Source organism: Alkalibacterium sp. 20 (assembly GCF_001885615.1).
In the GTDB taxonomy this organism is placed as follows: Bacteria; Bacillota; Bacilli; order Lactobacillales; family Carnobacteriaceae_A; genus Alkalibacterium.
The window spans coordinates 29,886-42,609 of sequence record NZ_LSRN01000026.1 but is presented as its reverse complement, the minus strand read 5'-3'; the positions used below and the strand labels follow the sequence as shown (position 1 = coordinate 42,609).

The window sequence follows — 12,724 nt, the reverse complement described above, 5'->3', positions numbered from 1 at the left end:
TAGTAAACTCTTAACTTATGTTAGATGGGAACGGATGGAAATATACGATATTTATTACAATACTGGATCAAGACTTAAATACACAAATACAGGAAAAAGCAGCCAATAACAATATGGATAGATAATTAGCATAAAAAGGATTTAGGTACAATTTTAAAAAAAGAGTTTATTTAAATGATAATATCCGATAGAATTTCTGATATTTCAGCTCTTTAATAAAGCGATTTTCAATAATGTCTAACAATATCTTGAATAACGTTATAAGGGGTGTGATTGTATGGAAGACAAATCGAACTATTTATTGAATCCTTTTCAAATAGATATTGATCCTATGGAAAAATTGCTGTTAATCAATTTTGAAAAAGATCCCGATGATACGTATCTTGGATTCGAACCGCAAGTATTCGAAGAGGGAGAAAACGGCAGGGGACATCTGATACTTGGATGGAGAAAAGATGGTAAGGTTGATGTCTATCATCAGCCGACTTTAAAACTGGATCCAAAAAAATACGATATTGCCGGTAAGGGACTAGCCAATATGATAGAAAGAGAATTAACTGGTGCCTACTATGAAGTGAATAATGAGGGGGTTCAAGCTTTTTACCAATTCAAGGATATTTTTGACAGAGAGATTTTAATTGAAATCAAAGAATTTAACAAAAGTAAACGTAAGCCGTTCAGTCTGCTCGCTCCAATGGGAGAAGCAGCAGAAAATCCGTCAGCACTTCCGTTGATTTTACTTTATGATTTTTACTTTGTCCGAAAAAAGCAGACTGATATCCGCATCTCTATAAATGGTAGATCACATAAACCTGATGAATTGCCAGTGCCGATGGATGGAAGACGGATGCTTTACTCTCGATACAGTCCCAAGCCACTTATAGTGAAAATCAATCCTGAGAAAAATGAAGAAATCAAACTACTAAAAACCACCCATTTGGAAAAAAAGATAAAAACAAATGACTGTGACATTGAAATGAAGTGGACCGATTATCTACCGTCCATTAAAACAATCACACGCAGAAATCCTGTCTATCCTGTTACTCTGACATTTGATCCGTCCTTCCCAAATATTATAACGCTTGAGGATAAGGATGTTATAGAAGGCGAGTTTGCGATCACGGCCCATCCGTCTTCCGGAAGCATAGGCGGTATTTATAAAGTTGAGAAAAAGGGAAGCGTCACGCAGGTTAAATTGCATCCTTCCAATGGATGGATGCCGATTCCTAAGAAAATGTCTTTGAAATTTTTATATAGTGTTGGGAAGATTTTTAAAAACTGGCCTAAAACATATGAATGGACAGGATATATTAAAGAAAATGAACAGCAACTTTTTTTCATCGAGTCTGAGTGGAAGAGAATAAATGAAAATAAATTCTATAAAAAAGACTAACTATGAGTGTTTAACTGTATCAAAGAATATCTCAGCCTATTAACTTTAATTATTAACTATAAACAGATAATGCGAGGAGTAGTACTATGGAGAAAATATTATTTGGTATCGTTGGATGGAACATTGCTGAAACGACAAGAATGATAGAAATTGCAAAGGTTCTAAAAGACAAGTATGAGTGTCATTTTTTCGCATACGGCGGGCAATTTGAGTCGCTGGTTGAAGAAGCGGGATTCACACTTCACCACCTTGAACCCGTCGAAGATGAAGAAAAAATCGAACACTTATGGAAAGTCGATCGTGGAGAAACATTCAAGCAACCCTGGACATATGCGGAACTGGTTCACAGAATCAATAATGAGATCCAGCTTATCGCAATACTTCAACCCAAAGCAGCATTTCTGGGTTCTGTTTTAACTTTTTCTATATCTTGTCGATTGACCAATACAAAACTTTTCAACGTGATTCCTTTAGCCTTATCACGCCCTTATTTAAAAGCTGGTCTTCCAATCAGTCCTTTTTATCCTAAGTGGCTGAATAAATTTGCTGCAGTGGTGCTTTTGAATGTTCCACTTTTGTTAACAAACTTCCGAAAAGTTGCTAGAGATTTTGAATTAAATAAACCGAAAAGTATTTTTGAATTTTGGGAAGGCGATATCAATATTGTGGCTGAAACACAGAAACTGAGCTTATTAAAGAAGCTGCCAGATAATTGGTATTTCTCAGGTCCTCTGTTTGCTCATCTTGATAAGGAAATACCAAACGAAGTTGAGAAACTGCTTGCTGAATCAAATAAAACGAAAATATTCTTTGCCATGGGAAGTTCAGCGAATAGGACTGTTTTATTGAATGTGCTCCGGGCATTTGAAAACTTGGATGTGGTGGTTATTGCCCCTATCAAGTCTCACCTCAAAGAAGGAGATCATGTACCTGGAAATGTCTATGTGACAGATTGGCTACCAGCTCTAGAAGTGACAGGGAAAGTTGACATGGCCGTAATACATGGGGGACAAGGAACCGTTCAAACCACGGTAACCGCTGGTGTTCCTTTCGTGGGAATAGGAATGCAGCCGGAACAGGAATTGAACATTCTACTTTACAAAGATTTTGGTAATGCCATACAATTAAACAAGAAAAAAATAAATGCTATGGGACTTCAGGAAGCTATAAATGAAATCAGAGACAATAAATGCTATCAAGAAAAGGCTACAGAAGCTAAAACTATTTTAGAACGAGTCAATACAACGGAAATTATTCGAAGGATTGTTGAAGAGAACATTTAAAAAAAAGCTACACGGTTCAGTATCGGTTAACTTTATTGAAATCACAAGTAGCTTTCACTTGTGATAGCAAGCTGAAAATTCATTGAGTGACTGTAATAATCAAATACAGTAAGAGGCGAAGAGAAAAAGGAGGAATTAGCATATGAATGTTAAAAAACCTCTTAAGCCAATGCCATTATGGGAGTCCTTGTTATTTTTTGGTATACCCACTGCTATTTTTTGCTTCAGTATCTATATAGTTATGCCCTTATTGGGCGAGGCTGGAGTAAACCCGATATCAAATTATTCTGTAACCTTAATGGGACCCGTTTGTTTATTATTCATTGCATCGTTTGTAGCGCTAAAAATGGATGGCTACAAGTTGAATTGGAAGACAATCAGGGAGAGATTCCGACTGGCGCCTTTAAGAAAAATGGAATGGTTATGGACGATTGGATTGTCCTTATTCATGGTCTTTGGAAATTTTCTTTTATTGCCTACTCAGAAATGGCTGCTTGATACTGTCAGATTTAATCCTCCTGACTACCTGCCGTCTACGCTGGATCCTCGAGTAATAATAAATGGCATACCGTCCGAATTTGAGATGACACCTATAGTGATACTAATTGTCTTTCAATTATTCTTTTTATTCTTTAATATCTTTGGAGAAGAGTTTTGGTGGAGAGGTTATATACTACCAAGGCAAGAATTAGCTCACGGTCAATATACTTGGGCTATTCACGGGCTCTTGTGGACGTTATTTCATGTCTTTTGGTGGTGGAACCTAATCTCTCTCCTGCCAGGCGCACTAGCTGCAGCGTTTGTGGCACAAAAGTTCCATAACACCACGATTATCATTGTGGCTCATTTGGTTGTAAATACACTGGGTGGGACCATTGTGATGCTTTTAAATAGCTGAAATCAAATGTATCAATCCATAGTAATGATGACAAAAACAAAGCGATATGTGATATAGCAGTGTAGTAATCCAGATGGTATACATCTGTCTTTAAATAACTTTGACTTTAGAATTCAGTACACCTATAATTCGAGTTGAATGGAATAATCATTAAAATTTACATTAAATATTAGAATGAAAAGGAGTGTTTTGCATGTCAGACAATAGATTTTTGGAGAATGTAATCAACAGGGAGGTAGAGACAAAATAATTTGTTGTAATAACCTCTCATAAGTTGCTTATAAAAAAGCTTAGGAGGAAAATAATTGAGTGAAATAGACATGGAAAACTTAGGTCTTGATGCAAAATTCGTGAAAGAGGCCACTTCATATATAAATCTCTATATCGGAAGAGTGATTTCTCAATCTAAAGACGTATATAAAGTTGCAACAGAGAATGTTGATCTGTTGGCACAAATTTCCGGAAAGTTTCGTTATGATGTGGTTGATTCGTCTGATTACCCGGCAGTAGGCGATTTTGTCATGCTTGACCGAAATGAAGATGCCAGTGGGAACGCAATTATTCACAAAGTGCTAACGAGAAAAAGTGCCTTTATCAGAAAAGCTTCGGGAACATCGCATGACGAACAAATCATAGCTGCAAACATTGATACTGTTTTTATTTGTATGTCGTTAAACAAGGATTTTAATCTGCGAAGAATAGAGCGTTATCTTGGCATTACCTGGGATAGCGGAGCAACTCCGGTAATCGTGCTAACAAAAGCTGATTTGTGTGATAACCTCAAACAAAAACTCTTAAAGTTAGAAACCGTTACCTGTGGAGTTGATGTGCTGGTCACATCTAGTGTCGATGTTGATGGACATTCATCTGTCCAAAAGTATTTTGGCGTTGGAAAAACCGTCGCCTTTTTAGGTTCGTCGGGTGTTGGAAAATCGACGTTAATTAACAAACTGACAGGTAAAAATACCATTAAAACAAATGAACTTAGAAATGACGATAAAGGTAGGCATACGACTACCCGTCGAGAAATTATCATACTCCCAAACGGCGGAGTAGTTATTGACACTCCGGGAATGAGAGAGATAGGTCTTGAAAGTGCTAATTTATCGAGAACTTTTTCCGATATTGATACATTAGCAGCTGAATGTAAATTCAATGACTGCTCACATATGAGTGAACCAGGCTGTGCAGTGAAAAAAGCTATTCGTGAAGGTGAACTTACTGAGGAAAGATTTGCCAGCTATTTAAAATTAAAAAAAGAGGCAAAGTACGAGGGGTTAAATGCTAAGCAAATTGAAACAGAAAAGTTAAATGAGATGTTTAAAGAAGTAGGCGGTATGAAAAAAGCTAGAAAGTTTATTGAAAAGGGTAATAGAGAAAGATGATTAAATAAAAACGAACTGGGAAGTTAGATCGTCACATCTAACTTCCCAGTCTTTTATTATATAAAACAATAAAAATGAGTCTCGTTAGACGATAGAGTGAGTTGTTGTAAAGCTGAGATTAGTAATAAATTCATCTTCACATTTTTCTGTAGTCGGTTGACAAACGAAAGAAAGAGCCTTAAAATATAGTTAGCCAAACTAACTATATGGCTGTATGATTGGAGGCTGAAATGAATAATATGCTTATAGATAGTGCGGATATAATAAGTCTGTTTTGTCGGTTGCAATTGACTACGAAACCCGACATTCCCATTAGATCTAGCGAGATGGGTGTGCTTATTTTCATACAAAAACAAGAGTCTGCAGCGACGCCAATGAATATCAGCCAGTTTTTTAAAATCACCAAACCTTCGGTAACCTCTATGGTAAATGCACTTGTGAAAAAAGAGTATGTATTAAAGGAACAGTCAGTGGCGGATAAAAGAAGCTATGTTTTGAATATAACGGGTAAAGGGAATAAACTTGTTGAATCAACGTTCAATGACTATTATAAGTCGATTGAATTGCTTCGAGACAATATGGGTAAAGATAAATTTCATCAGTTCATTGAATCAATGCAGTTAGCCAATGATATATTGGAAAAGGGGAAGTAAATGAAAAGTTTAGTTACAGGCGCATCTGGCAATGTTGGAAGATACGTTGTTGAAGAATTAAGAAACATGGGCGAAGAGGTTGTTGCTGCAGGAACTGATGAATCTAAACTTTTTAAATTGTTTGGAAACGAAATCGATACCGTGATTTTGGATTTCAAAAAGCCGGAAACATTCAAAAATGCATTACAGAATGTTGACAGAGTATTCCTGATGAGACCGCCACATCTCGGAAACCCGGAAGATTTATATCCATTCATAGATCATATGAAATCATGCGACGTTAAGTTGGTGTGTTTCCTTTCTTTAATGGGCATCGAAAAGAATCCGATTCCGCCTCATCATAAGATCGAAAAGCTTATTGAGAGATCAGGGATTCCCTATTCACATATAAGACCGGGCTTTTTTATGCAAAATCTGTCCGGTGTTCATTCCAAGGAGATAATAGAAAACAATGAAATATTAATTCCTGCCGGTAAGAGCAAGACGAGTTTTATTGATGCTAAAGATATCGGTTTATCGGTAGCAACTGTTTTACATGAAGCTGAGAAGTATAAAAATACGACTTATACTATAACCGGACCAGAGTCGCTCAGTTATTTCGATATAGCAGAAATATTAAGTCAAGCGACTGAGAGGAATATCATATATAGGAATCCAAGTTTTATAAAGTATTGGCTGTATTATGTCAATATAAGAGGGCTGGATAAACAATACGTGAATGTAACGATAGCCCTTTATTTTATGACAAGGATGGGGGCTTCAAAAATGGTAACAAACGAATTTGAACAGTTAACTGGCAGACCGCCACACTCATTTAAAGAATTTGCAGCTGATAATATCGACTCCTTTATGGATGGAAAAGAAAAGTAATAGTCAAATAAGTGATTTCGTGTTTATGCTGACGGGAATAATTCAGCTTTCACAGATACGGTAGTAACGATCAAGAAAAAAATGAAATAAAACAAGTAGGTGTCTACATGAGGGTATTCATTGCCATAGAGATTGACGAGCAAACAAAAAGACAGCTGAACAGCACACAAGATATGATAAAAAACTATGTGAACAAAGGGAACTTCACTACAAAGAATAATTTTCATGTAACACTGCGGTATATTGGAGACGTTGACCAGGAAGAAATAAACGGACTGAAACAGGCCATCGATGAAACAACTTCAAAAGCGAAAAAATTTACATTGTGTCTAGATACTTTAGGACATTTCCCCAGAAAAAAAAAGAAATTATTTGGGCAGGAGTGAAGGGACAGTTAGATTCTTTAAACGAGCTCAAGCGAGACCTGGAGGGTGAACTGGAAAAAGCAGGATTCACAAAAGAAGAGCGTGAATATAAGCCACATATCACACTGGTACGCCAGGCATCATTAGACAAACCGTTTGAAATCGTCAAAGAAGAAGTGAGTGTGCCTCATTCAGAAATAATAGCCGGAAGTATTTCTTTAATGGAAAGTACACGAATCGACGGTGAATTGGTTTATAGAGCAATCTATAATAAATCAATATAAGAATTCAGAGTAGAAATAATAAGGCTTTCGGTTTTAATATATAACTTTAAACGCAAAAAAGGCGCTAGTTTAAACTAGCGCCTTTTTTAAATGTTTACTTACTGAGGTTGCATGACTCCTCCGAAAGCCAACCAGGCTAATACTGATTTTGCTACAAGGCTTAAAACGATATAACCCTTTTCTCCATAAAGGTAATTGTTCCATTTACCTATTTTTTTATATTGTAAGATCATATTGATTGGAAACAGGTTGAAAAAGGCAAAATAGCTGCCTGCAAGGGCATAAACAAACCAGGGCACTTCTGCCGGGTTTGAGTTACCGAATGCATAAAGTAGGATGACGACCCACGGAGCCAAACCGGCAACACTGCCGAAAACAAACGGTTTCCAATTCGTTTTTTCCGTATACTGATTTATTTCTTCCATGTCTAACCCGAATAGATTCATGGAAGCATTTGCTGCTACAATTAAAATAAGTGCCCCGATATCGTAGACTCCAAATAAGAGTGCAATGAGTACAATCATCAATGAAGAGCTGATCGAGTATTCGTACCAACGGAATTTATTGATCCCCTTTTTTAAATCACGGTTATAAATAGGATTTCCCCATGGACTAATAATTATGAAATGAGCAAGAGCAGAAATAAATAAGAATAAAGAGACCGCTATACCAAATGGAACGTCGAAAAGTTGATTGGTTTCGGTGACGAGTCGCATTTGTGTTTCATCAAACATGAGGAAATTGGACATCACGGGTATTGTGAAATCCGCTATCCTTTCAATAAAAATGGCAAAACCTAACATTAAGAATCCTTGTACAAGATGTAAAAATCCCATCACTGTATTAAATTTTTTCAGTGACTTAAGGGTTGTTTCTTTGGACATAATGAACACCTTCCTTTCATATAATATGATACAATAGTATGGAAATATCTTTCGGACTTGTTTTGACGCATCCCCCCCTCTACTAAACTGTCAAAATGAAATTATGGTGAGTATTATAAACAGTAGTACATTTTATTATTAAATATATTCTATCACAAAAGGATATTTAAGTCTTTTTTATGCAACTGAATATGTATTAAAAGTTATCCATTCACAAAATCCAGAATAATCTGTGCTATATTAGTAATGACTAGTATCATTTCAAATGCCTCTCAAATCAATAATATACCGTTGAAGATACACTGAACTTGAAACACCCAATCTGCTTAAGGAGCGAAAAGAAGATGTTGAACGTATTTGAGGAATTAACACTTCCAAATGGAACGCGAATTAAAAATCGGTTTCTAAAATCTGCGATGAGTGAGATAATGGCGAATCGTCAAAATCAACCGACCGAATTACATAACAAGTTATATCAAGCTTGGGCCAGAGGTGGTTCAGGTATTGTGGTCACAGGAAACGTCATGGTAGACCGAAAGGCTTTAGGCGAACCAGGTAATGTCGTTATTGAAGATGAGCGAGATCTTGACAGGCTGAAGCAATGGGCCCAAGCAGGAAGTGAAAATAATACACAGCTATGGATGCAGATCAATCATCCTGGTAGACAATCACCTCGGTCTCTTTCAAAAGAACCTGTGGCCCCTAGTGCGATTCGATTGAGTAATTATTCCAAGCAATTATTTAGTAAGCCAAGAGCGCTAACTACAGAAGAAATAAAAGAACTGGTAGAGCGATTCATCAAAACAGCACAAATTGCAAAAAAAGCGGGGTTTAAAGGAGTCCAAATACATGGCGCCCATGGCTATCTGGTCAGTCAATTTTTGTCTTCTCATGCAAACCAGCGAATAGATGAATATGGCGGATCACTGGAAAATCGAATGAGATTTTTAGTTGAGATATACACGGGAATGAGAAGGATGTTAGGTCCAGATTTTCCTATAAGCATAAAGATGAATGCTTCTGATTTTAATGATGGCGGTTTTAGTGAAGCAGAATCACTTCAAGTGGCAGAGAAGTTGACCGATTTAGGGATCGATTTAATTGAAATTTCTGGTGGGAATTACGAAAATCCCAAGATGTTTAAAGAGACGGAAGAAGGAAAAGAAGAAATATTTTTTATAAATTATGCAGAGAGATTAAAAGCATTAATCGATATACCTGTGGTCGTCACGGGCGGGTTCAGGTCATTAAATAGTATGGAAGAAGCGTTACTTCAGAATAAAACATCCATGATTGGTTTGGCTCGTCCGTTGGCGTTAATGCCAAATTTGCCTAATCAAATGTTTACAGGAGAACTAAGAAATGTTGATACACCGAGGTTAACGACGGGGAGTAAATTCTTGGATGAAAAAGTCGGATCTCTCGTAGGAATCAGTTACTATGAACAGCAAATGTTACGTATTGCAGAAGGGAAAGAAGTTAAACAGCATCGTAACGCCTGGCGTCCGCTTTTTCATACTCTGAAATCACATGGATTGAATGGTCTATTACCTAGACGCTAAAAAAGCGAAACAATAATAAATGATCGGACTGACATTTCATCTTCCTTTATTAATAATGTACATTTCAAAAAGCAGGCTTCAATTGACAATCATTTTTGGTATGATAGACTTATTTCAAAATAAACACAGCATTGTATGGAGGAAAAATAATTGGTGATAGCAATATTAACACTCATAGTATTAATTTTAGTTAATGGTTTTTTCGCAGCATCCGAGTTGGCATTTGTTAACTTGAATGATAATAAAGTTAAACGTCTGGCAGATAACGGAGATAAAAAAGCCCAGAAATTATATAATCTCATTTCTAGACCAAGTCTGTTCTTGAGTACGATTCAGATAGGTATCACGCTCGCCGGATTTCTATCCAGTGCGTTTGCTGCTGATTTTTTTGCTGATCCAATGGCACAAGCTCTGAATGATTTAGGCGTGCCCCTTTCAATAAACACGCTAAGTACAATTTCAGTCGTGCTGATCACTGTGATACTATCTTATTTCACCTTAGTTTTTGGTGAACTGGTACCCAAACAACTGGCCATGCAAAAAGCCGAAGCCATTGCTAACATCGCTGTGGGTCCAGTGTCACTGCTGGCAAAAATAAGTGCACCTATTGTCAGATTTTTGACCTTTTCAATTAAACTCATCTTTAAATTGTTCGGTGCCGATCCAAATGCCGAAAATGAAGAGGCAACTGAAGAAGATATAAGGTTGCTGGTTGATCTGGGTCGGGAAAGAGGAACGATTCACCCAGGGGAAAGAGTGATGATTGAGAATATATTCGAATTTAATGATACGACAGCTTCTAACATAATCACGCACCGGACAGATATGGTTGTCTTAGCAGTTGATTCAAGCTTGGATGACATCCTTAAGCTAGTTAATAAGTATCAGTACACACGTTTTCCCGTTTATGAAGAACATATTGACAACATTGTTGGAGTATTGCATGTGAAAGATTTATTTCAATATATGAGAAAAGATAATGGTGCATCATTTATACTTAAGGACGTCATGCGTTCCCCTCATTTCGTACAGGATTCGCAGACCATCGATAAATTATTTGCAATAATGCGTAAAGAGAATACGCACTTGGCTATAGTACTGGATGAATTTGCTGGTACCCAAGGACTGATTACGCTTGAAGATGTCATCGAAGAAATCGTAGGCGAAATTACGAGTGAAAGTATTGAACCAGGAGTCCATGATGACGAAATGAAAAAGCTATCTGATAATCAATACAGGGTAATTGGGACTTACCGACTGCGTGATTTAGAACATATGTTCAATATGAGTTTTCCAACGGATGAGTTTGATACTGTTAGAGGGTTTTTGATCAATGAATTAGGACATGTTCCCATGAAAGAAGATAAAGCTAAAGTTAGGTATCAGCATCTGACGTTTGAAGTGGAAGATATCAACGAAAACCGTATCGAAACGGTATTGATTACAGTAGGCGAGTCGAATGAATAAAACACTCTAAAATATAATGATAGATAGCAATTCTTTCTCAAAGAGCTGAACTAACTTATGAGTTCAGCTCTTTTGTTCATATAATTTTTTTTTTTAGACTTGTTATGTTAATACTTAAAACAAATAAGTGTATTAAGTATCAGGGTAATCAATTATAAGTTTTTTTCATTGATGGTGGAATGATCGGAGGTATAAAATGTAACGACCTTTAAAAATTGAAGTATTGTTATGTAACATGTGTGTGGTATTGGTGTAACTAGTCATTAAAAGTCCTGTTATTTGGTATAGTGCTGAATGGAGGTTGTAAATCATGTCACTGCTAAAACGAGTGCTACTCAGTCTGGTTGTACTTTTGGGAGTAATTGTAGCAAGTTCTATAGTAGCCAACACTCTCTTTAAACGAAATGTAAGAGCTGAAGTCGAACAACTTTTTGATAATGTAGACAATAAAAGTGAAGTTGTTACAGAAGAAGACATCATCGATTTACCAACAAGTGTACAAAAGTGGCTTCAATATAGCGGTGTTATCGGAAGAGAAAAAATAGTCTCTGGCCGTTTAAAACAGCAAGCAGAAATGAGAATGGAAGCTGATGGTCAATGGATGGCAGTTGAGGCGAAGCAATACTTCACTTCTAAAGAACCTGGATTTATTTGGAGTGCCACGATTAAAGCAGCGCCGTTCATTCACATTGCAGGTAGAGATAAATATTTGAACGGGAAAGGCAGTATGTTGATCAAGCCGATGTCTTTATTCACTGTTGCAGATTCGAAAGGCGAAGAAATCGATCAAGGCACGTTACTCAGATATCTTGCAGAAACAGTGTGGTTTCCTTCTGCTGTATTAAATGACTATATCAGCTGGAAAGAAATAGATGATAATAACGCGAAAGCTACGATGACTTATGGTGAGATATCTACGTCAGGCGTCTTTACCTTTAATCAAATGGGAGAAGTTATAAATTTCGAAGCAGAACGTTATGGTGATTTTAATGGCGAATTCAGTTTAGAAACTTGGTCGATTTCCATGAGTGAATACAAAGCATTTGAAGGAATTAAAGTACCCACTGAAGGAAAGATCACTTGGAGATTAGACGAAGGAGATTTTAACTGGTTTAATTTTGAAGTGTTGGAAATTGAGTATAATAATCCAACGATATATTAAATGAGTGTTGTTGATTATAATGAAAAATCAGTGAACTCACCCTTGATTTATGAAAATCATTAGGCTTCATAGAAAAGTATTTCCATCCAATTCGTGTTAGTTATATAATCAAACAATGATTAATGGTAGGATAAATGAGAGATAGTAATTTAATTGAAAATATTGCCTTCAGAATGCTCAAGTTAAAGGTAATGACTAAAGAGGAGAAAATGATAATGGATGGAACAAACCGTGCAGATATCGCACCAGGTAAAAAAGTGAAAGTCGTACAGAAACAGGATCAGCGTTCAGGCAAATTAACTGAAGGCGTCGTCAAAGATATTTTGACCAATTCCAAGTCGCATCACCATGGAATAAAAGTAAGACTTGAAAGTGGGATCGTCGGCAGAGTGAAAGAAGTGCTGAATTAAATAATTGTACAAAAAGCATCTGTTATTTAAATGACAGGTGCTTTTTTGGTGTAGAATAGAGGCATATAAGAAGTCTCAAGAGGATCATCTACTAAGCAATTCATTGTT

13 protein-coding genes are annotated in these 12,724 nt (G+C 36.6%); 12 read left to right on the top strand and 1 reads right to left on the bottom strand.

Going from position 1 to position 12,724, the window contains the following annotated elements:
• Positions 1 to 277: 277 nt before the first annotated feature.
• The 8 genes from AX762_RS05195 to AX762_RS12395 all read left to right on the top strand — a co-directional run bounded on the left by AX762_RS05195 (position 278) and on the right by AX762_RS12395 (position 7,131).
• Complete coding sequence (locus AX762_RS05195; protein WP_071848097.1) at positions 278 to 1,393, top strand: hypothetical protein; 1,116 nt, start codon at positions 278 to 280, stop codon at positions 1,391 to 1,393.
• Between the two features lie 86 nt (positions 1,394 to 1,479).
• Positions 1,480 to 2,676, top strand: a complete 1,197-nt coding sequence (locus AX762_RS05190; RefSeq protein WP_071848096.1) for a nucleotide disphospho-sugar-binding domain-containing protein — start codon at positions 1,480 to 1,482, stop codon at positions 2,674 to 2,676.
• 361 nt (positions 2,677 to 3,037) lie between these two features.
• Positions 3,038 to 3,574 carry a CPBP family intramembrane glutamic endopeptidase gene (locus tag AX762_RS05185; protein WP_177244040.1) on the top strand — a complete coding sequence of 179 codons (537 nt, stop codon included), beginning with the start codon at positions 3,038 to 3,040 and terminating at the stop codon, positions 3,572 to 3,574.
• Between the two features lie 305 nt (positions 3,575 to 3,879).
• Positions 3,880 to 4,959 (top strand): ribosome small subunit-dependent GTPase A, encoded by a 1,080-nt coding sequence (rsgA, locus tag AX762_RS05180; RefSeq protein WP_071848094.1) that lies wholly within the window; start codon positions 3,880 to 3,882, stop codon positions 4,957 to 4,959.
• A 230-nt stretch (positions 4,960 to 5,189) separates the two neighbouring features.
• Positions 5,190 to 5,612 carry a MarR family winged helix-turn-helix transcriptional regulator gene (locus AX762_RS05175; protein WP_071848093.1) on the top strand — a complete coding sequence of 141 codons (423 nt, stop codon included), beginning with the start codon at positions 5,190 to 5,192 and terminating at the stop codon, positions 5,610 to 5,612.
• On the top strand, positions 5,613 to 6,482 hold the full coding sequence (locus tag AX762_RS05170; protein ID WP_071848092.1) for an SDR family oxidoreductase: 870 nt from the start codon (positions 5,613 to 5,615) through the stop codon (positions 6,480 to 6,482).
• A 107-nt stretch (positions 6,483 to 6,589) separates the two neighbouring features.
• Complete coding sequence (thpR, locus tag AX762_RS12400) at positions 6,590 to 6,868, top strand: RNA 2',3'-cyclic phosphodiesterase (RefSeq protein WP_083432822.1); 279 nt, start codon at positions 6,590 to 6,592, stop codon at positions 6,866 to 6,868.
• Positions 6,865 to 7,131: a 2'-5' RNA ligase family protein gene (locus AX762_RS12395; RefSeq protein WP_177244039.1), complete on the top strand. Its 267-nt coding sequence runs from the start codon at positions 6,865 to 6,867 to the stop codon at positions 7,129 to 7,131. The genes thpR and AX762_RS12395 overlap by 4 nt, the downstream gene beginning before the upstream one ends.
• 98 nt (positions 7,132 to 7,229) lie before the next feature.
• Here AX762_RS12395 and heR read toward each other — a convergent pair whose 3' ends face one another.
• Positions 7,230 to 8,015, bottom strand: coding sequence for a heliorhodopsin HeR (gene heR, locus AX762_RS05160; RefSeq protein ID WP_071848091.1), 786 nt, complete (start codon positions 8,013 to 8,015; stop codon positions 7,230 to 7,232).
• A gap of 344 nt (positions 8,016 to 8,359) precedes the next feature.
• On the opposite strand from heR, the gene AX762_RS05155 reads away from it, so the two are divergent.
• The 4 genes from AX762_RS05155 (at position 8,360) to AX762_RS05140 (ending at position 12,616) form a co-directional block, all read left to right on the top strand.
• Complete coding sequence (locus AX762_RS05155; RefSeq protein WP_071848090.1) at positions 8,360 to 9,577, top strand: NADH:flavin oxidoreductase/NADH oxidase family protein; 1,218 nt, start codon at positions 8,360 to 8,362, stop codon at positions 9,575 to 9,577.
• A 153-nt stretch (positions 9,578 to 9,730) separates the two neighbouring features.
• Positions 9,731 to 11,044, top strand: coding sequence for a hemolysin family protein (locus AX762_RS05150; RefSeq protein WP_256244447.1), 1,314 nt, complete (start codon positions 9,731 to 9,733; stop codon positions 11,042 to 11,044).
• 310 nt (positions 11,045 to 11,354) lie between these two features.
• Positions 11,355 to 12,206, top strand: coding sequence for a DUF6544 family protein (locus tag AX762_RS05145; RefSeq protein ID WP_071848088.1), 852 nt, complete (start codon positions 11,355 to 11,357; stop codon positions 12,204 to 12,206).
• A 215-nt stretch (positions 12,207 to 12,421) separates the two neighbouring features.
• Positions 12,422 to 12,616, top strand: coding sequence for a YwbE family protein (locus AX762_RS05140; RefSeq protein WP_071848087.1), 195 nt, complete (start codon positions 12,422 to 12,424; stop codon positions 12,614 to 12,616).
• The last annotated feature ends 108 nt before the right edge of the window (positions 12,617 to 12,724 follow it).